Annotated in this window: 19 protein-coding genes; 4 read left to right on the forward strand and 15 right to left on the reverse strand. The window is 57.6% G+C overall.

Going from position 1 to position 20596, the window contains the following annotated elements; all coding sequences use genetic code 11:
* Positions 1–52: 52 nt before the first annotated feature.
* Positions 53–835: a thiol:disulfide interchange protein DsbG gene (dsbG, locus tag KO116_RS14840; RefSeq protein ID WP_035555386.1), complete on the forward strand. Its 783-nt coding sequence runs from the start codon at positions 53–55 to the stop codon at positions 833–835.
* 89 nt (positions 836–924) lie between these two features.
* On the opposite strand, the gene KO116_RS14845 is transcribed toward dsbG, so the two are convergent.
* From KO116_RS14845 to glyA, 10 genes are all read right to left on the reverse strand, one after another.
* Positions 925–1935 (reverse strand): c-type cytochrome, encoded by a 1011-nt coding sequence (locus tag KO116_RS14845; RefSeq protein ID WP_035555383.1) that lies wholly within the window; start codon positions 1933–1935, stop codon positions 925–927.
* Positions 1932–2597, reverse strand: a complete 666-nt coding sequence (locus KO116_RS14850; RefSeq protein WP_035555381.1) for a c-type cytochrome — start codon at positions 2595–2597, stop codon at positions 1932–1934. Before KO116_RS14850 ends, KO116_RS14845 begins: the two co-directional genes overlap by 4 nt.
* 27 nt (positions 2598–2624) lie before the next feature.
* Positions 2625–3944, reverse strand: a complete 1320-nt coding sequence (locus KO116_RS14855) for an ATP-binding protein (protein WP_035555378.1) — start codon at positions 3942–3944, stop codon at positions 2625–2627.
* The gene (locus KO116_RS14860) at positions 3941–4657 is read right to left on the reverse strand and encodes a response regulator (RefSeq protein ID WP_035555376.1); all 717 of its coding nucleotides are present in this window, start codon (positions 4655–4657) and stop codon (positions 3941–3943) included. Before KO116_RS14860 ends, KO116_RS14855 begins: the two co-directional genes overlap by 4 nt.
* A gap of 125 nt (positions 4658–4782) precedes the next feature.
* Positions 4783–5187 carry a DUF6691 family protein gene (locus tag KO116_RS14865; protein WP_235272400.1) on the reverse strand — a complete coding sequence of 135 codons (405 nt, stop codon included), beginning with the start codon at positions 5185–5187 and terminating at the stop codon, positions 4783–4785.
* An 11-nt stretch (positions 5188–5198) separates the two neighbouring features.
* Complete coding sequence (locus KO116_RS14870; RefSeq protein ID WP_035555370.1) at positions 5199–5666, reverse strand: YeeE/YedE family protein; 468 nt, start codon at positions 5664–5666, stop codon at positions 5199–5201.
* 29 nt (positions 5667–5695) lie between these two features.
* Positions 5696–6562 carry an MBL fold metallo-hydrolase gene (locus tag KO116_RS14875; RefSeq protein ID WP_035555366.1) on the reverse strand — a complete coding sequence of 289 codons (867 nt, stop codon included), beginning with the start codon at positions 6560–6562 and terminating at the stop codon, positions 5696–5698.
* Positions 6563–6830: 268 nt separating this feature from the next.
* Positions 6831–8051 carry a glycosyl transferase gene (locus KO116_RS14880; protein WP_035555363.1) on the reverse strand — a complete coding sequence of 407 codons (1221 nt, stop codon included), beginning with the start codon at positions 8049–8051 and terminating at the stop codon, positions 6831–6833.
* 50 nt (positions 8052–8101) lie between these two features.
* On the reverse strand, positions 8102–9043 hold the full coding sequence (locus tag KO116_RS14885) for an HAD-IIB family hydrolase (RefSeq protein ID WP_035555360.1): 942 nt from the start codon (positions 9041–9043) through the stop codon (positions 8102–8104).
* A gap of 518 nt (positions 9044–9561) precedes the next feature.
* A complete protein-coding gene (gene glyA / locus KO116_RS14890; RefSeq protein WP_035555357.1) occupies positions 9562–10827 on the reverse strand; it encodes a serine hydroxymethyltransferase in 1266 nt (421 codons plus the stop codon).
* Positions 10828–11130: 303 nt separating this feature from the next.
* Between glyA and KO116_RS14895 the strand changes: the two genes are divergently transcribed.
* The 3 genes from KO116_RS14895 to KO116_RS14905 are packed head-to-tail and all read left to right on the forward strand — an operon-like array spanning position 11131 to position 14024.
* Positions 11131–11574 (forward strand): LexA family protein, encoded by a 444-nt coding sequence (locus KO116_RS14895; RefSeq protein ID WP_008957245.1) that lies wholly within the window; start codon positions 11131–11133, stop codon positions 11572–11574.
* A complete protein-coding gene (locus tag KO116_RS14900) occupies positions 11571–12872 on the forward strand; it encodes a Y-family DNA polymerase (protein ID WP_035555352.1) in 1302 nt (433 codons plus the stop codon). Before KO116_RS14895 ends, KO116_RS14900 begins: the two co-directional genes overlap by 4 nt.
* A gap of 42 nt (positions 12873–12914) precedes the next feature.
* On the forward strand, positions 12915–14024 hold the full coding sequence (locus KO116_RS14905) for an LBF_2804 family protein (RefSeq protein WP_035555349.1): 1110 nt from the start codon (positions 12915–12917) through the stop codon (positions 14022–14024).
* A gap of 20 nt (positions 14025–14044) precedes the next feature.
* Here the strand turns inward: KO116_RS14905 and KO116_RS14910 are convergent, their stop codons facing one another.
* The 5 genes from KO116_RS14910 to KO116_RS14930 all read right to left on the reverse strand — a co-directional run bounded on the left by KO116_RS14910 (position 14045) and on the right by KO116_RS14930 (position 20592).
* Positions 14045–15508, reverse strand: coding sequence for a sodium-dependent transporter (locus tag KO116_RS14910; protein ID WP_035555346.1), 1464 nt, complete (start codon positions 15506–15508; stop codon positions 14045–14047).
* A gap of 68 nt (positions 15509–15576) precedes the next feature.
* Positions 15577–16800, reverse strand: coding sequence for a YbfB/YjiJ family MFS transporter (locus KO116_RS14915; protein ID WP_035555343.1), 1224 nt, complete (start codon positions 16798–16800; stop codon positions 15577–15579).
* A gap of 138 nt (positions 16801–16938) precedes the next feature.
* Positions 16939–17292, reverse strand: coding sequence for an AtuA-related protein (locus tag KO116_RS14920; protein WP_008957250.1), 354 nt, complete (start codon positions 17290–17292; stop codon positions 16939–16941).
* Positions 17279–18685 (reverse strand): acyclic terpene utilization AtuA family protein, encoded by a 1407-nt coding sequence (locus KO116_RS14925; protein WP_035555340.1) that lies wholly within the window; start codon positions 18683–18685, stop codon positions 17279–17281. The genes KO116_RS14920 and KO116_RS14925 overlap by 14 nt, the downstream gene beginning before the upstream one ends.
* Complete coding sequence (locus KO116_RS14930; protein ID WP_235272401.1) at positions 18682–20592, reverse strand: TRAP transporter permease; 1911 nt, start codon at positions 20590–20592, stop codon at positions 18682–18684. Before KO116_RS14930 ends, KO116_RS14925 begins: the two co-directional genes overlap by 4 nt.
* Between the last annotated feature and the right edge of the window lie 4 nt (positions 20593–20596).

Consider the following 20596-nt stretch of genomic DNA (forward strand, 5'->3'; position numbering starts at 1 on the left):
CGACCACCTTTTTTCGCCTGGCTAACGTCAACTCACTCAACAGGATGTTGCAATGCGCTTGAACCACTACACCACTATCAGCCGTTTTGTTCTCCTGGCAGGGCTGGGAGGAGTATCCATAGGCTACGCCGATGATCTCCCTACCCCAGTACAGGCACTGGCCGACCAGGGCCTGGAAATTCATGGCCAGTTTGACGCCCCTGGCGGTTTGCGCGGCTATGGCGCCAGCGTTCAGGGCCAGGACATGGCCATTTACCTGACCCCAGATGGCGAGCACGCGGTGGTGGGGACACTGACGGACAGCGAGGGTAACGACCTCACTGAAGCGCAACTGGACGAGCACGTGCGTGCGCCTTTAGAAGCACAGACCTGGCAGCTTCTGAGCGAAAGTCATTGGATTCAGGATGGTGACGTGGATGCCTCCCGTGTGATTTACACCTTCACGGACGCCAACTGCCCCTATTGCCGCCAGCTTTGGCAAGACGTTCGCCCCTGGGTGGAAGCAGGTAAGGTACAGCTACGTCATATCATGGTCGGAATCTTAGCGCCCGACAGCCCTGGAAAAGCAGCCGCCCTACTCGGAGCCGGTGACCCGGCTGCGACGCTGCATGCCCATGAAAGTGGCCAGCAGGAAGTCGAAGCTAGCGCCCAACCAAGGGAAATTGAAGAACAAGTGTATACCAATAACCAGCTGTTCGAGGAGCTGGGGCTGTATGCTACCCCCACCTCGGTTTTTCAGCGGAAAACAGGGAACGGAAACGTGCGTCTTGACCGCATTCAGGGTATGCCCAGTGACGATCGGCTGATCGACATGATGGGCAGTGAAGCGCCCTGAAGCCGCGGCGTCACTCTTCAACGTCAGCTCGCGACACCGTGGTCGCGAGCTGACGTTACATCCTGCAGTGTTGCAACCGATTACCACTTTCACTCCTCCGATAAGTTTTCAAACCTCGGCATGCCTACATTCCAGGGTTTGATATCGCCTTTCTCTCCGAAGTTGTCATGGTCTCCCAGCACATGACCATCATGCTCGCGGGTTTGACCATAGAGTGAACGGCCATGGAACCGTTCAGCCGTCTCGGCGACATCCCCTGTATAGCGTGGGTCCTGAGGACGCTCCTGACTGGTGATGTAATAGGCAATATCCCAGGCCTGTTGATCACTGAGCGAGCGGGGCTGGCCAAGCGGCATGTTTTGATAAATGAAGCCCGCCATGGTTTCCAGCCGCGCAATGCCTGCTCCCCAGTTATTGGAGCCGTCACCCCAGGGCGGGGGAAACACGTACTCATCATTTTCATAGTGCCCGGCACCATTTTCCTGGTGGCATATCGAGCAGTTTTCCTGGTAGGCAGTTTCCCCTCTAGCGTAGCTGGGCTCTTCGGTCGGCTCTTCTGGCGCTGGGAAGCCACGACCATAAATCGGCTTGTCGGGATACATCGGTGCGCCGGTGGCCAGCCACTGGTGATAGGCACTGAGTGCCAACATTTCATCACTGCCATACTCCGGTGGTACGCCGTTCATGGAGTAGGCAAAGCAGCCGGCGATACGCTCTTCCAAGTTATTCACATGCTGGTTCTTGCCACGGAAGTCCGGCAGTGTAATGGCCGCTGTCCACACCGGGGCACTGAACGGCACCCGCCCTTCCCCCAGATGGCAACTGGAGCAGTTCATGTCATTGAAGACGTTCTCACCACGCAATTGCTGCGTATTAGTGAATAGATCATGACCGTAGCGGATGACTTTTTTCAGTTCTGGATGAATATCGGCACTTTCCAGATCTTCCATGGTGGGCGGTTCGTGCACCAGTTGGTTCAGCGCTGCATCCGCCCGCTCTTCCTGAGCAAAGACACTGGTGGCGTAAACGCTCATAACGATGCCGACTGTCAATGAACAGCCAGTAAGCGCTAAAACGAGAGGGCGTGGACAGGTTATCATTGTGTTGACTCCTGGTCGGCGGAGGCGGGTTGCTTGGCGTACCAGGCGGAGACAGCCTGGATGTCGTCATCACTCATGCGCTTGGCAATGGCGCCCATCAGGTTTTGCGGATCGTTGCTGCGTGTCTCGTTTTTCCACGCCGACAATTGGGTGCGGATGTAGCCGGCATGCTGGCCTGCAATGCCTGGGAAGGTGTCACCTACGCCCTTGCCCCCAGGCCCATGGCAACTTTGGCAGGAAACAATGTAGGCGTTCCAATCGCCACGTTCGGCGAGCTGCTGCCCGCGGGCCAGTAGCGTCTCGTCGGCTTCATCGCCGCCTTGTCCCTGGGTAGCGGGTAGCTGGCTGTAGTAGGCGGCCACATCGGCGATTTGTTGGTCGTTGAGCATATTGGCAAATGTTGCCATCGTCGCGTTTTCACGCCGCCCCGCTTTAAAATCATGTAACTGCTTGGCGATATAGTCGGCATCCAGGCCAGCTAACCGCGGCCAGGACTCACCATCAGGCACATTCATGCCACTGCCATCGGCCTGGTGGCAGGCGCTACAGCTGGCCGCGGCGGCTTGACCCCGCTCCACATCCCCCTCCTGGGCCACCGCCCCTGCGGCGAACAGGGTGATACCTACACAGAGACCAACCCTGCTGACGTATTTGTTATTCATATCGGTTTCTCCCTTGCGTTATCTTTTTTAGCTGTCCGCCACTGGCACCATCAGGCGAGCGGTAAACCCGCCCCCTGCCGGGCTGGCAAACGCCACTTCGCCATCGAATCGTTCAGCGATTGCCGCGACAATCGCCAGCCCCAGCCCGCTTCCCTGCTGTTTGCTGGCGCGCCAGAAGCGTTGTGTCAGTTGTTTGAGCGTCGCGTCATCGACGCCAGAGCCCTGGTCGCTGACGCTGAAGGTAAGAAAGCGCTGCCCGTGCTCCCACTGCGCCTCCAGCGTTACGGGCGTTTCCGGCGGCCCATGGTGCAGCGCGTTATCGAGCAAATTGCGTAGCGCGGTAATCGCTAGCTCACGAGGCATGGCCAGGGTGGTCTCTGGCCAGCCAACGGGCACCACAAAGCGGCCAGAGTGACTGTGGTGGCAATCCGCCAGGGCACACTCGGCAACATCCGCAACACGGCTTACCTCGCCATCATCAAACCGCGCACGCCCTTCTACCCGTGCCAGAGTCAGCAGCTGATCAAGAGTTGAACTCAGCCGCACCACGCCCTCTTCCGCCTGATTGAGCGATGTCTTCGCCGCTTCCCCGTCAACGCGGCGGGCAACTTGCAGGTGGGTCTTGATGGCCGTCAGCGGCGTGCGCAGCTCGTGCGCGGCGTCATTGGTAAAGCGCTGTTCGCGGATAATGGTTTGCTGCACCCGTGCCAACAGCGCGTTAAGCGTTGTGATGAGAGGCCGGATCTCTTTTGGCAAGCCGTAGGTAGCCACCGGGGCCAGCGCATCCGGATGGCGGTTGGCAAGCGACTCTCGCAGCCGTGTCAGCGGTGCCAGCCCACGCCAGATACCTAGCCACAGCGCCACCATGCTGCCCACCAGCGCCACCACAAACGGCACCACCGCCACCCGAATAACACCGTTGAGCAGTATGTTCCTTTCATCCATCCGGTCGGCGGTGGTAATCACGATGCCATTGCGCTCGTAGGTGAAGACCCGCCAGGTCACATCGCCAGCCTGGCGATAAGTGTGCCCGCTCTCTCCCGGCGCCAGCACATCGTCCATATCGGCATGGGTGCGCGCCATGACCTCGCCTTGGGGTGAATGCACCTGGCAGGCCAGCCCTTCAATAGAAGGAATGGAGAGCACCGGATGCTCGGCGTTCGCCCAAACGTCAACAGGAAGCTGCAAAACCAGCCCAGCTACCATCCGTGCCGACTGCGCCAGGCGTTGGTCCAGGGTTTCTACAAATTTGTCTTCCAGGTCACGCATCAGCCACGCCGCGGCGATACCCCATAGCAACGCCAGGGTTAGCCCCAGGGTGAGCAGTAAGCGCGCGCGTAAACTCATAGCTGGTCCTTATATAGCCGACCCTTATAAGGCGTGCCCGCCAAGTGCACCGCCTCAGGCTTGCCCAGCCGATAGCCAAGCCCGCGCACCGTTTCGATCACTCCGCTCCCGAGCTTGCGGCGCAGATGGTGAATATGCACATTCAGCGCATTGCTCTCGACATCATCATTCATGCCATAAAGGCTGTCTTTGAGCTGATCGGCCGACAGTACGCTACGCGGCGATTGTAGGAAGGTTTCCAGCAGCACCAGCTCACGGCGAGACAGTGAGATCAGTTGCCCTTCGACATACACTTCGCGGGCGGCGGGATCTAACGCGAGGGCTCCATGGGAAATCATGCCGCTGCTGCGCCCTGCCACACGGCGCAGCAGAGCGTGCAGGCGCGCAACTAATTCATCCAGATCGAAGGGCTTGACCAGATAGTCATCGGCACCGCCCTGCAGGCCATCCACCCGGTCTCGCACGGTATCTCTTGCGGTTAACACCAGCACCGGCACATCGACGCCCTGCTCACGCCACTCGGCCAACAGCTGCAAGCCATCGCCATCCGGCAAGCCACGGTCAAGGATGACCACATCACTAGTGACTGTTCGCATCGATTGGCGAGCAGCGTTGAGCGTGGAGACGTGGTCGACGACAAAATCGAAGGTCATTAATCCAGAGCGGATACCCGATGCCACCAGCGGGTCATCTTCAATCAGCAAGACGTGCATAACGGTTTCCTTTTTATTACCTGACAGCATGACGGCCACGCATTAACCCAGCGTTAAGAAAACAAAACGCCCTTGCAGTAAAGGCAAGGGCGTTAGCAGCAGCGGCCATATAAGTCCGACTTATATTAGCCGAGCCTTTTGGCGGCAAACCACCCCAGCACCATCGTCACCAGCATGGCCGCTAGCGGTAGTGATACACCGCCAATAGAGGCGATCGCAGGCCCAGGGCAGTAGCCGGAAAGCCCCCAGCCAATGCCAAACAGGGCTGCGCCGCCCAGCAACTTGCCATCCAGCTCCTGTTTAGTCGGTAGCTGAAAGACGCCACCCAACAGGGGTGCCGAACGCTTGAATACCAGCCGATAGCCGATAAAGGTGGTCACCACGGCCCCGCCAAGCACAAACATCAGCGTCGGGTCCCAGGCGCCCGCTACATCTAAAAACCCCAGCACTCGTGCTGGGTCGGTCATGCCGGAAATTGCCAAACCCAAACCAAAAATCAGCCCCGCCGCATAACCAGCCGCTGTTTTCATCGCGTTCCTGTTCATTGCACAACGCCTAGGCCTAACAGATGGCGCGAGATATAAACGGTCACTAGCGCCGTCAGCAAAAACATACCGGTGGCTGCCATGGAGCGTGGCGCCAAGCGTGCCAGACCACATACGCCATGCCCACTGGTGCAACCGCTGCCAAGCCCTGTGCCCACACCCACCAGCAAGCCGGCCACCAACATCAATCCGACACCACCGGCTGGCGCGCCAATCACCTCACCCGGGCTTCCTGCCACGTTTCCCAAGCCGCCACCTAACGCCATAAGCAAAAGCGGGCCGCTAATCAGCCCTAATAGAAAAGCCACTCGCCAAGTGCTATCGCCCTTGGGGCGTTGGGTTATCAAGTTGCCCACGATGCCACTGATGCCCGCGATACGCCCCAGCGTTGCCATCAGCCAGGTAGCGGAAAGTCCGATCAACACACCCCCAACCAGCCCTTGTAAACCTGCTGTCCAATCCACTGGTGACTCCTTAGATCGCATTTAAATCGTTAGAAAAAATTAATCGGCACTTTGAGATAGACAGTGCCGTTCTCTTCCGCTGGAGGCAGCTCCCCTGCACGCATATTGACCTGCACCGAAGGAATGATGAGCCGTGGCATGCCTAAGGTGGCATCGCGCTCGGTGCGCATCTTCACAAACTCGTCTTCGCTGATGCCTTCATGAACATGGACATTCTCACTGCGCTGTTCCGCTACGCTGGTTTCATGCTGAAAGGTATCGCGGCCGGGGGCTTTGTAGTCGTGGCATAAGAACAGCCGCGTCTGCTCGGGAAGCGCCAGCACTTTTTGAATAGAGTGATAAAGAGTGCGCGCATCGCCGCCGGGAAAGTCACACCGCGCGGTGCCATAATCCGGCATAAACAGCGTATCGCCTACAAAAGCGGCATCGCCCACTACGTAGGTTAAACAGGCGGGCGTATGCCCTGGGGTGTGCAGCACATGGCCCTGTAATTGGCCAATGGTGAACGTATCCCCTTCTTCGAACAGCGCATCAAATTGGCTGCCATCCCGAGCAAATTCGGTACCCGCGTTGAACGCCTTGCCGAAGATCTCTTGCACCTTGACTATTTTTGCACCAATACCGGTTTTGCCCCCTAGTTGCTCATGCAGATAGGGGGCTGCCGAGAGGTGGTCGGCATGCACATGAGTCTCCAAAATCCAGGCGACGTCGAGTTGGTGTTCGCGAACAAAGGCGATGATGTTGTCAGCTGAACGCACATCCGTTCGCCCTGCGGCATAATCAAAGTCGAGTACCGAATCTATGATCGCGCAGGCGCGGCTGTCGGGATCTTGAACGACATAGCTAAAGGTGTTCGTGGGCTCATCAAAAAAGGGTGTAACGATTGGGCGTTGCATTGCTGCCTCCCATTAGTGGTAATCGCATTCTCATGCTTTAAAGACAGCATAGTGCATTACAGGTTCTATCGTTAGACTATTTTTGAATATTACAGCAGCTACTATTCAAAAAAATAAGAGTGATACACCAAACAGCATTTATGAGACATTTCGCTCATCTCTATCCTGTTTAGGCCGATAGTAACGACATAGGGGCAGAACTCTTCAATGACAAAAAAGCCAGCTACCGGTGGGTAGCTGGCTTTTTTTCATTATGCAGTCTGTGGGGTTAAACCTTACCTTGATTATCCAGCTCGACCGCCTCGTGCATGCGGGTAAGTAAGTCAGGTGCGGCCGCCTGTACCCGGTTCCAACTGGGAATAAAGGGCCGTTCTCTGGGGTTATCCAGGAAAAGGTTGCCTGCTTCGAGCAAATTACTGGCAAATAGCTCAACCGCCTGCTCCTCACTATGGCGATCAAGGCTCAGACCATTCATCGTGGCATCGTGGTCGTAGGCCTCGATCAAATCCAATGCGAAGCGGTAGTAAGTCGCCTTGAGCGTGCGGAAATCTTCGCTGCTAAAGGTAATACCCTGAGTGGCTAATTTTCGATACAGCGCTTTTGAGATATCCAAACTCATCCGGTTTAAGCCACCGTTGGGATCATCTTCACTAACCGGTTGATGCTTGTGGTCGTAGGCATCGGCAATATCGACTTGGCAGAGCTGGCGCAGTGAGTAGTTACGCTGCAGCTCCGATAGCACACCGATTTCCAGCCCCCAATCAGCGGGGATACGAATGCCTTCCAGCACTTCGCTACGCATCGCAAACTCACCTGAAAGTGGATAACGGAAGCTATCCAAGTAGTCAAGATAGGGCAGCGGCCCACAGACGGTTTTCAGCGCCCGCAGCAACGGCGTAACTAACAACCGAGAAACCCGGCCATTTAGCTTGCCTTCCGCAATGCGGGGATAATAGCCTTTGCAAAAACTGTAGTTGAAATTGGGGTGGGCCACCGGGTACATCAACCGCGCCAGCAGGCCACGCTCGTAGGTGAGAATATCGCAATCGTGCAGCCCGACCACCGTCGAGCGCCCAGATGACAACATATAACCTGCGCAGTACCACACATTGCGTCCTTTGCCTGGCTCCAACGCCCCTAGCCCATGCTCTTCCAGTTCCGCATCGAGCGCTTTCAGGCGCGGGCCATCGTTCCATAAAATGCGCGTATGCTGCGGCAGACGCGAGAAAAATTCGCGTGCGTATAAAAACTGTTCGCGGTCGGCGCGATCCAGACCAATAACAATCTCATTGAGGTAAGGGACCTTAACCAGTTCATCAACAATCGCTGAAAGCGCAGGTCCTTCCAATTCGGAAAAAAGCGACGGTAGAATCAAGCCCATCGGCCGCCGTCGGGAAAATTGGCATAGCTCCTCTTCAAGTGCCTCGACTGAACGCTTAGTCAGGTTATGGAAGTCGGTAATAATCCCATTTTGATGAAAGTCACTCATGCGCTTGCCTCCCTGGATTCATGGAACGGTTCTCAAATACCGAACTGTTCTCAAATAACAACAGCATCATCTTTCTCCGCCGTCGCTAAACGGCGGTCGTCTCGCCCCCACCAGTGGGCAACCCCCTCTGCCCAGCCGGTCGGCCCTGTTGCTTCCGTGCGATATAGCGAAGTATTACGCGGCTCTACGACTAAGTTGTGACAACCGCGGATGACGACGGCTTGATCAACCGCTTCAAGCATAGAGATATCGTTCGGTCCATCACCCAGCCCTAACGAGAGAGGCGTGCGGCCTCTTAATGCCGTAAAACGTTTCACTAACCACTCTACTGCACTGCCTTTATCCGCCGAGCGCCCCATGACATGCCAAAAACGCCCGCCTTGCGTTAGCTGTAGGCCATCCCCCTCCAGAGCAGCACGAAACGTCTCTAATGCTGAGTCACTGTCTTTCCATAACAACGGCTCACTGCCTTCCCGCTGCCGCGCATCACGGGCGCGGGGCTCGTCCAATCCAGTCAGCTCCATGACGTCCTGCACACTCAGCTCACCCATTCGGGTAAATTGAAACCCCAGGCGCTCGCGCCACACCTTTAAGCGCGCACGAATAAAGCCAACATCCACCCCTGGGTGTTTAATCACAACGCCATCGCGACCGCTACCAGGGCGGTCTAACCGCGCATGGCACCAACCTGGCGGCAGGCCAATCACCGCTCCATTCTCAGCGATAAAAGGCGTACCCGTCAGGCCCAACGCTTCGCGCAGCGGAATCAACTCCGCACGGGTTTTACTGGTGACCGGAATGACCGGCACACCCATTTGTTTTAAACGAGCAAGCCACGGCGCGGCGGGACTAAAGTCATAACTATGGTGATCCAGCAGCGAGCCATCTAAATCGGTCACTACCAGACGCGGCTGAAACGCTGGGTCTACCGGCGATGGTGACGGAGAAGGCGACGGAGAAAGCGGCGCTGAAAAATGATTGGATTCCGGCATGGCACTACCTCTATTCGGTCTTAGCACATCGTCAAGACAGTAGCCTGCGATGCCCTATGGCGATGACCAACGAGTAGTTGGCTATGAAAAGGATAGCAAGTTATAAGCCAAATCAGAGAAGTGTAGCTTTAGCAGGGGGTTACCGGGGATTTTTAGATTTTTATGGCGCACCACACTCCCAAGCACCAAAAGGAAGCAGCCTGAATGCACCAAAATAATGCATGGAACACAATAGTGCACTGTCGCACCGATACCCATTAAAAAAATGAGACAAAACTTTAAAAAACTGAGACAGTACTTGGCAACGCCTCATAAATAGCTATACTCAAATTGTAACCACTGGTGGTCTTGTATACCCCTCACCTGATGCCAGTGGGCTGCAGTGAACCAAGCCCTTTCATGCCCGCCTCCCCCGGCGGGTTTTTTTATGCGCTACCACAACAGAGACAAAAAACGGGTGGCCCGCATGGGTCACCCGTTTTTTGGGCTGTCCTTAGCCAGGAGAATCGCTATAGCGACTACTTATAAACAGGCAGCCGTGCGCAGACGTCAGCCACTTTATCCAGCACCTTCGCTTCAATGGCGCTGGTGTCTTCGCCTTTGGCCAGGACGTCCAGAATGTCGCAGATCCAGCCAGCCAGCTGGGTACACTCTTCTTCGCCGAAACCGCGTGTGGTGACTGCCGGCGTGCCAATACGCAGGCCGGAGGTGACGAACGGGCTTTGCGGGTCGTTAGGAACGGCGTTCTTGTTGACGGTGATGTGGGCACGGCCAAGCGCCGCATCGGCGTCTTTACCGGTTACGCCCTGCTTGATCAGCGAGAGCAGGAACAGGTGGTCTTCAGTGCCGCCGGAGACGATGTCGTAACCGCGGTCGATAAACACCTTGGCCATGGCCTTGGCGTTTTTCACCACCTGCTGCTGGTAGGTTTTGAACTCAGGCGCCATGGCTTCTTTGAAGCAAACTGCCTTGGCAGCAATCACGTGCATCAAGGGGCCGCCCTGGCCACCGGGGAATACCGCCGACTGCAGCTTCTTCTCGATATCCGCGTCGTTTTCTGCCGAGAGAATCACACCACTACGCGGGCCGCGCAGCGTTTTATGGGTGGTAGACGTGACCACGTGCGCATGGGGCAAGGGGCTCGGGTAAACACCCGCCGCTACCAAGCCTGAGACGTGCGCCATATCGACCAGTAAGTAAGCGCCCACTTCATCGGCGATTTCGCGAAACTTGGCCCAATCCACAATTTGCGAATAGGCAGAGAAACCGGCAATGATCATTTTGGGCTTGTGCTCACGAGCAAGCTGGGCCACTTGGTCGTAATCGATCAGCTCTTGGTCATTGAGGCCGTACTGAATGGCATTGTAGTGCTTGCCCGAAAAGCTCGGCTTGGCGCCGTGAGTCAGGTGACCGCCAGCATCCAGGCTCATGCCTAGAATGGTGTCGCCTGGCTTAACCAGTGCCTGAAAAACGGCGCTGTTGGCTTGCGAGCCCGAATGGGGCTGTACGTTGACATAGGTAGCGCCGAACAGCTCTTTGGCGTAATCAATCGCTAGGTTTTCAGCGATATCGACGAATTCACAACCGCCGTAGTAACGCTTGCCGGGGTAACCTTCGGCGTATTTATTGGTCAGCTGGCTGCCCTGGGCTTCGAGTACGCGGGGGCTGGCGTAGTTTTCGGAAGCAATCAGTTCGATGTGGGCTTCCTGGCGCGCCACTTCTTTCTGCATGGCATCAAACAGCACATCATCGAATCCGGCAATTGACATATCACGGCTGAACATCGGCGGGAACCTCGTAACGAGAAAGGATCATCATGGAAGAAGCGAGGCCGGTATCATAACGCAGCCTGTCACTACTTTCATCGCATCCGCGTCAGGTCGTGCATGAGCGTGCTTCATGTTGTGCGAGTCAGCAAAGGTTGACCGATTGGGCAATAACGCTTTTCGGTGTCATTCCGAATAGCCTCTTCTTTGTCATTGCGAACGCAGTGAAGCAATCTCAACACTATCCGCCCATTTGCATTTTCCTTCACTCTGAAAAATACTGTATATTCATACAACACTTTAAGAGTCAGGATGCCGACAATGCCGGGCCAGTCTTCTCATTTTACCCCCGCCTTGCCGTTAAGCGCCCAGCCGCTGCCGTATTTAACCTTTTTGGGCCGCGCTGGCTTTAGTGGTTTTCCTTCGCCTGCGCAGGATTACGAGCCGTGCACGCTGGATCTCAATACCCGGCTGGTTAAAAACCCTACCCAGACGTTTTATGTCACCGCTACCGGTAACAGCATGGAGGGGTGGGGGATTTTTGAGGGCGACCTGCTTATCGTCGACCGCGGTATCGAGCCTCGCTTGGGCCACATTCTGGTCGCTATGCTGGAGGGCGAAGCGTTGATCAAACGCTACGCGCTTTACCAGGGAACGCCCCACCTCTGCTCCACCCATCCCCACTACCCGCCCTTGCCTCTTGAGGGCAGCGACTGTCAGCTATGGGGCGTGGTGCGCGCCGTTATCCATGAGTACGTACGATGATTGGCCTGGTCGACGCCAATAACTTCTATGTCAGCTGCGAGCGGGTATTTCAGCATAAGCTGGAAGGTAGACCTGTTGGCGTGATGTCCAACAATGACGGTTGTGTGATTGCGCGTTCCGCCGAGTTGAAGGCGCTGGATATTCCCATGGGTACGCCCGCCTTCAAACTCGAAGGGCTGCGCCAGCGTGGCGAGATCCACCTGCTCTCTTCCAACTATGAGCTTTATGGTGATATGTCCGCACGGCTGGCCCAACTGCTGCGTGATGCCTGCCCAGAGATTGCGCCCTACTCCATTGATGAAATGTTCGTCTATTTAGAAGGTTTCACCACCGAGCAGTGTGAAGCACTGGGGCGCAAGCTGCGTCAGCGTATTCGTCGTCATTTAGGATTGCCGGTGTGCGTGGGGCTTGCCCCTACCCATACACTCGCCAAGCTGGCTAACCACCTTGCCAAGCAAGACCCCCGCTACGAAGGCGTTTGCTTATTAAGCGGGCAGGACCACACCACGGAAGCGCTGCTAAAGCGCTCCCCGGTGGGCAGTGTGTGGGGAGTCGGTCGTCGGCTTGCTGAGCGCTTGGCGATTGGCGGCATCAATACCGCCTGGGATTTACGCGAAAGCGATGAAAAACTGCTGCGCAAGCGCTTTTCGGTGATGCTGGCTCGCACAGCGCTTGAACTGCGTGGTACTTCTTGCCTGGAAATGAACGCGTTGGAGCAGCCGCGCCAGCGCATTATGACCTCGCGCTCGTTCGGCCAACCGACCGGCGTGTTTGCCGAGGTGCACAACGCGTTGCGCCACCATGCCCAGCGTAGCGCTGAGAAACTGCGTGAACAGGGCAGCATGGCCCGTGCGGTGATGGTATTTCTCAATACCAACCGCCACCGCCGCGACCAGCCGCAGTATTTTCCTCAGGCACTGATCCCTCTACCCTCGGCCAGCGACGATACGCGGGTGATTCTTGATGCCGTACGCCAGGGGCTTGAGCAGATTCACCGTCCTCGCTTTCGATTTATGAAAGCGGGCGTGATGCTGCTCGACTTGGTGGACGCCGAGCAGCATCAGCTTTCGCTGCTGCATCCCCCGGCCCGTGAGCGTCACCCCTTCTTGATGGCCACAGTCGATCAGATCAATCAGCGCATGGGGCAAGGCACCATCAGCTTTGGCATGACCGACGCGCCTGCTGCCTGGCAGCTACGCTGTGCTCACCGTTCCAACCGCTTTACCACGCGTTGGGATGAGCTGATGAAAGTGGGCACTCACCCCGGCGCTATCGATGCGTGTACTTCGCGGACGTAACCGCTACCCTAAGAGGCCAAATGCGTAGGAAACGCCGTCCTCATGCCTCTCAATCGGCCAGATAAAGAGTACGCTCCTGCCCCTGGCTTAGCGCAACGTTGGGCCAGCCGCTATGTACAGGGCTATTTACGCCGTCAGCCGGCACTTGATTCACCCGATCCACATGCACTTAAGCGTGCACGGCGCTGGATCATTGCTTGGGCAGCGCTAGCTGGCATGATTTCCGGCACGCTGATTGGTGGCGCCGAGTGGTTTATGCGCGAATTTGCCACTGGCCACTGGGAAGCCATGAGCCTGCGGGAGCAGCTTCCCTACTGGGCGGGCTACCTGGCCGTTGCAGGTACTATTACCGCGCTGGAAATTGGCTTTTTGTACTGGAATGCGCTGCGTGGCGTAGCGAATATAACGCGCTTAGCGGGTCTACATTATGGGCAAACGGACGCACTGGAGCCCGACATTCAGTTGACTGTTCACGGTGTTTCCCGAGCGGCCTTGGAATACCCCAGCCCCGGTAGTCTTATCTATGGCGTAGACCCTCACGCCTATCTGCACGGCTGGAGATTAACTTTTAGATCGCTGCTTTACCGCTTAAAAATCAGCTTGAGCAGCTTTCTGCTGCGCCTACTGCTGCGTCGATTATTAGGCCGACTGACGCTACGCGGTTTTCTACCCGTTTTAACCGGGCCGCTGTACGCGGCGTGGAATGCTTGGATTGCCGCACGTATTATTCAAGAAGCCTATTTGCAGGCGCGTGGCCCTGCCCTGGTGAAACACTTAATGAAAACGCTGGCTGACAGCGATGAGCATACCCGGCGTCTGGTAGCCCAGGGGGTGGGCGAACTTATCATGCGCAATCAGCACCCTCACCCGAACCTGGTGTTGCTGTTGGCTCGCCTACTGGACAGCCTAACGGGTAAGCCGCAAGCACTGGAGGTAGATTGGCCCATTGCCCTGCGCGACTACGCCCAGTTGCCTGCCCCTGCGCGCCAAACACTGCTTAATACGCTCACCCAGGCGGCGCTGCTTAGCGGCACCTACCGGGGTTCGCGCAAAAAATTCTTAGCCGAGGTGTTTGCAACCTGCCAAACGCCGCTGCGCAATGAAGATATAAAAGCACAGCAGCGGCGTTTGCTATCAGGTCAGGCACCGTAAAGGATAGATGCCGTAGCGGATTACGCCGTTTTTAGCGCGTGACGCAGCCGCGGGCTTAGGGTTTCCCCAAGCGTCACCATAACCACCAGTATCGCCAGCAGCCACGGCCAGTGCGCTGCAAACGAGACCTGATAAACCCCCAGCGCATCGACAAAAATCACCACAATGCCGAGCGGGCTAACGTAGCGCACCATGGCCAGCCATAGTGCATAAGGCAGCGGCGACAGCCCGAGTTCATCGCGGAAGGTGTCGCTTTTCAATACAAAGCCCGCCAGCAGCACCATGCCCAGGCCACCCAGCGGCATCATCCAGCGTGAGGTCAGGTAATCCAGCCAGTCGAAAAAGGTCTTGCCTGCCAGCGTCCAATCCGCGCCCAGATTGAATGACAGCATCGCCAGGGTGCTAATCAACCACAGCACAATGCCCGTGCCCCAAGCGGCTGCCGGGCGCGAAATGCCTTTGTTATCGCACAGCCAGGAAACCGTCGCCTCGACCATGGAAATGGCAGAGGTCAACGCGGCCATGGAGAGCATCAGGAAGAACAAAATGCCAAACAGCGTCCCCAGCGGCATCGCCTGGAAGGCCAGGGGCAGGCTCATGAAAATAAGCCCTGGGCCTTCGCCGGGGTCCATGCCGTTGGCGAAGATCACCGGAAAGATCGCCAGCCCCGCCATCAACGCCACGACCGTATCCGCCACGGCCACACTAACCGTGGTGCGACCAATCGAGGCACCTTTGGGTAAATAGCTGCCGTAGGTAAGGATCGCCCCCGAGGCCAGCGAGAGGGTAAAGAAGGCATGCCCCAGCGCTGCCAGCAGCCCTTCGCTGGAGAGGCTGCCCGCGTTAAACGAGAACAGGAAGTTAACCGCCGCACCAAAGCCACCGGAAAACAGGCCAAAGCCAATCAGGATCACCAGCATGATGACCAAGCCCGGCATCATCCAACTGACACTCCTCTCGATCCCCTTCTGTACACCCTTGCCCACAATTAGCATGGTGAGCAGCGTCACCAAGGTACTCCAGAAACCGAGATTCAGCGGATTAGCGTTGTTGGCCCCAAAGACAGCGGCCATATCGTTAACGCTGCTACCGGACAGGCCACCGGTCAGCATCTTCCACAGATACGAGAACGACCAGCCTGCCACAACGACGTAAAACGACAGCACCATAAAGCCGCAGAGCATGGCCATCCAGCCAATCAGCGACCACACCGACGAGCGGCCTGATTCATTGACCACGCGGCGAATGGCATCCACTGGGCTGCCCTGGCCGCGCCGTCCAAAGGCGATCTCGGTCATCATGACCGGCACACCCACGGCAAAAATACAGGCCAGGTACACCAGTACGAAGGCACCGCCGCCGAACTCCCCGGTGATATAGGGGAATTTCCAGATATTGCCCAGCCCAACCGCCGAACCGGTTGCTGCCAACATAAACCCCCAGCGGCCTAGCCACTGGGTGCGAGGTTGCCCAGAAGAGGTCATTTGCCCAGTTACCCTGTCAGAAAAAGGCGCTCATCCTATAGGATTTTGCGGGCAATGCCCAACAGCGTCTAGGCGTATACGGCGGCCTTGGCGGCAGCATCCAGACGCTGGGCGGTTTGATCCACCCGGCGCAAACAGACCAGCAGCACGGCGCCGAGGGCCACAAAGCCGCCTGCCAACCAAAGCCCTAGGCTGTAATTGCCAGAGGCTTCGGCCAGCATGCCGGTCAAGGCCGGGGCGCATATCTGGGCAACGCCGTAGGCCAGGGTCATCTGCCCCATTAACCGCGCTGGGCTTGAAGGATAAAGCCGCCCTGCCATGGTTAGCACCAGACTGACGCAGCCGAGGAAGGTACCGCCGTAGAGCACGGCGCTGAGCAACACCGCCGCTGCATTCGCGGTAATCGCAGGCAGTAGAATGCCCACTACCTGAATGCACATGGCAATAATCAGCGCCCCCAGGTAACCGACGCGGCGGGCGACTAGATCCCACAGCATCACCGCCGGGGCAGCGGCTAAACCAGCCAGGGCAAAGGTCCAGTTACCCAGCCCCGCCAGCAGCGGCTCACGCTCGACAATCGCGACAAGAAAGGTAGCGCTGATCACATAGCCATAACCGGCGCAAAAATAGGCAGCCAGCATCCAGCGCATAAAGGTGCGTGTGGGCGGCATCGCGGGTTGGCTGTTAGCCGCGGGAGCACCGACGACCGGTTTCTCCGGGCGCGGCAACCACTGCCACGCGGGCACGAGTAGAGCTGCGCCCAGCAGGCTAAAGCCCCACCACTGGGTCTGCCAGCTAAACGAAAGCTGCAGCATCATTTCAACCGCGACGGAGACCACCACCATACCAATGCCCAAACCTGCAAAGTGGATGCCCAGCTCGCCGCGCTGACGGTGTTGCATCAGCCAGTGAAGAATCAACCCGGACGCTAGCAACATTGAGCCACTGCTGGAAAGACCCGCCAGAAAACGCAGCCCCGCCCATACCCAGAAGTGCTCGGTGAGCGCCATGCCCGCGGTAGTAAGCACTGCCAGGATTAACCCACAGCGAAATAGGAGGTCTTTGATATAGAGACTGCGGATAGTGGCGGCCAACACCGCCCCCAGCATATAGCCCGCGTAGTTGAGCGCCGCCAGCCAGCCACCATCGGCGTCCCCCATCCAGGTTTGCTGCTGCATGACTGGCAGCAACGGCGTATAGGCAAAGCGGGCGATACCCACACACAATACCTGGCTGAAAACGCCCGCCAATAGCACTCTAAAGCGCTGGGAACCTAGCGTTGCTGCGGTCATCGGGCTGCTCCTTAAACACCACTTTTATTATATTAGCTATCGCTATATTGATTAGCTCGCATGCAAGTCCATGCATAGTAGGGCGTTTTGAGCAGCGCGTCATGACCACCTAGGTCGAGTGCGTGGTTAAAAAACTGGCTAGAGGTGAACCTCCAGGCTTAACAACAAAAACGACAGCGTTTTGCCATGGCCATCCAGATTGAGTGCCCCGTTAACGCCACCTTGAAGCACATCATCGATCACGAAGTTCATGCCTGCCAAGTTAGGTAGAGGGTAGCGCCGCACCCGACTAGCGCCGCGATGGGAGAATAGCGCCAGCACTCGTTCTTCGGTGACCTGTTCCAGCAAGGTGGCGTAGTGATCCGCCTCATAGGCAAACAGCGCCACGTTGAGGCGTTCGCCTTTATCCCCCGCACGGGCGTGCGCCAGCTGGTGAAGAGAGATCGAGGCGGGCGCACGCATTGACGTTTGTGTGGGTTCAGCTTGCAGCATAGCGTTCGCTCCTGTGGGCTTCCTGGGTCGGCGACTCAAATAGCGTGGCATGGGCATAAATGTCGCTACGCTTGACCAGATATGAGGCGGTAAATACCCGCCGTTGAAACTGACGTCGCACCCCGCCGCCGCCGGCAGGCCCGGCACAGTAAAGCGCCAGTAGCTCTTGGGTGGCGCGGGCTACCCAGCGCCGCTCGCTGTGCTCCGCTGCCAACCGCAGCCGGTAATCGCCGCTGACAGACGTTGAAGCGCTACGCTGAAGCTCGCCGCTATCACTATCGAATACGCTGGCGAGGCCAATGATATCCAAGCGGATCCGCAGCTCAGCCGGGGCGCGAAATACCAACCGCTCACGCAGTACCTGGGCGGCAAGCTGGGCTCTTGCTAGCGCATTGGGCCCGGCATAGGAAATTTCTGCTTCACCCTGCCACCCCCCTTCGTAGCAGACGGTGGTCTTTAGCCGTTCGGGGGCGGGCTTGCCGCGAATCCCCGTTACCGCTACGCGGTTAGGTGAGAGCTGGCGGACCTCGGCGTGGGTAAGATCCACCGTGACATCCGGGGTCAGGTAATTGGCTGGGTCATGGACCTCATAGAGCAGCTGCTCTTTCACCGTTTGCTCGGTAACACAGCCGCCGGTATTGGCAGGCTTGGTGATGATTAGGCTGCCATCCTGCTCCACTTCAATAATCGGATAGCCCACCGTGGCGAGGCCTGGTACGTCTTTAAAACCTGGGTCGGCAAAGTAGCCGCCGCTTACCTGGGCGCCACACTCGGCCAGGTGTCCGGCCATCATGCCGCAAGCCAGGCGGTCCCAATCATCCCAACGCCAATCGAAGTGGTGCATCAGCGGGGCTAAGAACAGTGCCGGATCGGCTACCCGCCCGGTGACCACGACATCGGCTTGCATGGCTAACGCTTCGGCCAGTGCCTTGGCGCCCAGGTAGACATTGGCGGAAATCAAGGCGTCATCGCCCGGCATCTCCAACCGTTCGGCCTCCCAACGCTGCAAGTCCAGGCCATGCAGTTGCTGGCGGATATCATCGCCATGCACCTGGGCAATCCGCACCTCTGGACGACCAAGCTGTGCGGCTAGCTCCGCAATGACCTGGCACGCGCCACCAGGGTTCGCTGCACCGAAGTTGCCTAGAATTTTAATGCCGTGATCCAGGCAATCGCGAAGCACTGGCGCCAGCAGCTCGTCCAGCAGCGGTTCAAACCCGCTTTCGGGGTCCTCACGCATCGCCCGGTGGGCGGCCGCCAATGTCCGCTCACCCAGGGTTTCGAATACCAAGGCAGAGGGTTGCTGTCGCTTGATCAACTCTGCCACCACCGCCACGGCCGCATCGGTACGGTCACCGGAAAAGCCTGCCCCGCTGCCCAGTAAAAAACTCATAAATGTGTCTCCTTAGCCTGAAGGGAGTGGTGGTCGCCGGAGGCAACTACCGGCTCGTCATCCAGCAGCGAGCGGCGGCGTATAAATAGCCCAATGATCAAGGCGAGCGCTGCCAGCGTGGTCAGCCAGCCTGGCGTCAGCGCAAGCCCAATCACCGCGATCAGCGCCACCACATCAATCACGCGCTTACCCGTCATGGCGACCCGAGACATCAGCGCGGCGAAGGCCATCACGAACACGACACCCTGACAACTGGCCAAGACGATCTCCAGGGGAGTCCCAAACCCCGCCAGGGCTGGGTAGATCAGCAGCAGGAAAGGAATGACATAGATCGCCGCTGCCAAACGCACCGATTCGACGGCGGCAGGCAGCCAGTTGGTGTCGGCAATGCCTGAGGCCACGAATACCGCAATACAGACAGGCGGTGTAATGACTGAAAGTGTCGCGAAGTAGAAAACGAACAAGTGGGCAATCAGTGGCTCAACACCGATGGTGGTAAGCGCCGGAGCCAATACGGAGGCGACGAGTACATACGCTGCCGTGGTCGGAATACCCATGCCCAGAATCAGACAGACGCCGCCAACGATAAAGGCGACCAGGAAAAGGGACTCTCCACCGACCGTGACGATCAAGCTCGCCAGCGTTACGCCGATGCCGGTCATGCCAATCATCGCCACCAGAATCTGCGCCCCAGCCAGCAGCACGCCGATAATCACCATGCCTTTACCGGCATCGACCAAGCCCGCCACCAGCTTGCCGAGAATCTCGCGCAACGGCATCTTGGCCATTAGCGCAAAGGGTACAAAGGTCAGCACGGTCATCAGGATGCCGTAAAAAGCGGACATCTGAATCGAACGGCCGCTAAGCACACCGTAAAACAGCCCACCCAACGCAGCCAGAATGGGAATGATCCGTTCAGCGCGTATCACGTCTGACCAGCTGGGCAGCTCGTCATCGGGTACCACCTGCAACTGACGGCGCTTGGCCACCAGGTGAATCGTGACAAACACACCCAGGTAGAAAAGTATCGCCGGCAGCAAGGCCGCCAAGGCGATACGCAGGTAACTCTCACCGAGAATTTCCGCCATGATAAATGCCGCAGCGCCCAGGATCGGCGGTGCGATTTGACCGCCGGTGGAGGCGACCGCTTCTACCCCAGCCGCAAACGGGCTTGGGTAGTTCAAGCGTTTCATCATGGGAATGGTGAAATTGCCCGTCGTGGCGACATTGGCCACCGCGCTGCCACTGACCATACCAAACAGCCCGGAGGCTACCGTGGCTACTTTGGCTGCACCGCCCGGCGAACGGCCGCTAATACGCAGCGCCAAATCCATAAAGGTATTGCCGCCCCCGGTGTGCAGTAGCAAACAGCCGAAAAGCACGAAAGCCGCAATGGTGGTGGCGGCAACGCCGACCAGCATGCCCCACACGCCTAGATCACCCAGGTAGATGGTTTCGGTCATGTAGTAGAGATCAAAACCCCGGTGGCCGAGCGGCCCTGGAATCGCGGCCCCGAACCACGCGTAGGCTAACCCCGCTACTACCAGCAGTGGGAAAATAGCCCCGATAGCGCGTCGCGAAAGCTCCAAAATCGCCACTAACAGCACGCCGGTTAGCAACATGTCGCGGGGCGTAGCCCAGGGGAGCTCCACCAGGATTTGCTCATGGTTAAGTGCCACATAGCCGCAGGCGCCTAACACACCTACTCCAAGTACGACATCAATGGCGATGCCCAGCGGCCGCCAGCGCTTGCCCTCCCCTAATGGGTAGACGGCAAGCCCTAGCAGGATGACCAGCGCGAGAAAGATACTCCGCTGAATCAAGCTCTCAAACGGCCCAGTGGCGGAGGTATAAAGGATTAGACCGCCCAACAGCAGCGCCAAGCCTTTGGTGACTGTCTCGCGCATGATC

This window comes from Halomonas sp. KO116 (genome assembly GCF_000734975.2).
GTDB classification, from domain to species: Bacteria; Pseudomonadota; Gammaproteobacteria; order Pseudomonadales; family Halomonadaceae; genus Vreelandella; species Vreelandella glaciei.

Bases quoted from the DNA above. Each gene is read 5' to 3' on its own strand.
- KO116_RS14860 (WP_035555376.1), bottom strand. From the start codon at position 4,657: ATGCACGTCTTGCTGATTGAAGATGACCCGCTGGTGGCATCGGGTATC.
- KO116_RS14880 (WP_035555363.1), bottom strand. From the start codon at position 8,051: ATGAGTGACTTTCATCAAAATGGGATTATTACCGACTTCCATAACCTG.
- KO116_RS14850 (WP_035555381.1), bottom strand. From the start codon at position 2,597: ATGAATAACAAATACGTCAGCAGGGTTGGTCTCTGTGTAGGTATCACC.
- KO116_RS14885 (WP_035555360.1), bottom strand. From the start codon at position 9,043: ATGCCGGAATCCAATCATTTTTCAGCGCCGCTTTCTCCGTCGCCTTCT.
- KO116_RS14910 (WP_035555346.1), bottom strand. From the start codon at position 15,508: ATGACCTCTTCTGGGCAACCTCGCACCCAGTGGCTAGGCCGCTGGGGG.
- KO116_RS14900 (WP_035555352.1), top strand. From the start codon at position 11,571: ATGATTGGCCTGGTCGACGCCAATAACTTCTATGTCAGCTGCGAGCGG.
- KO116_RS14895 (WP_008957245.1), top strand. From the start codon at position 11,131: ATGCCGGGCCAGTCTTCTCATTTTACCCCCGCCTTGCCGTTAAGCGCC.
- KO116_RS14855 (WP_035555378.1), bottom strand. From the start codon at position 3,944: ATGAGTTTACGCGCGCGCTTACTGCTCACCCTGGGGCTAACCCTGGCG.
- glyA (WP_035555357.1), bottom strand. From the start codon at position 10,827: ATGTTCAGCCGTGATATGTCAATTGCCGGATTCGATGATGTGCTGTTT.
- dsbG (WP_035555386.1), top strand. From the start codon at position 53: ATGCGCTTGAACCACTACACCACTATCAGCCGTTTTGTTCTCCTGGCA.
- KO116_RS14905 (WP_035555349.1), top strand. From the start codon at position 12,915: ATGCCTCTCAATCGGCCAGATAAAGAGTACGCTCCTGCCCCTGGCTTA.
- KO116_RS14920 (WP_008957250.1), bottom strand. From the start codon at position 17,292: ATGCTGCAAGCTGAACCCACACAAACGTCAATGCGTGCGCCCGCCTCG.
- KO116_RS14925 (WP_035555340.1), bottom strand. From the start codon at position 18,685: ATGAGTTTTTTACTGGGCAGCGGGGCAGGCTTTTCCGGTGACCGTACC.
- KO116_RS14865 (WP_235272400.1), bottom strand. From the start codon at position 5,187: ATGAAAACAGCGGCTGGTTATGCGGCGGGGCTGATTTTTGGTTTGGGT.
- KO116_RS14875 (WP_035555366.1), bottom strand. From the start codon at position 6,562: ATGCAACGCCCAATCGTTACACCCTTTTTTGATGAGCCCACGAACACC.
- KO116_RS14915 (WP_035555343.1), bottom strand. From the start codon at position 16,800: ATGACCGCAGCAACGCTAGGTTCCCAGCGCTTTAGAGTGCTATTGGCG.
- KO116_RS14930 (WP_235272401.1), bottom strand. From the start codon at position 20,592: ATGCGCGAGACAGTCACCAAAGGCTTGGCGCTGCTGTTGGGCGGTCTA.
- KO116_RS14845 (WP_035555383.1), bottom strand. From the start codon at position 1,935: ATGATAACCTGTCCACGCCCTCTCGTTTTAGCGCTTACTGGCTGTTCA.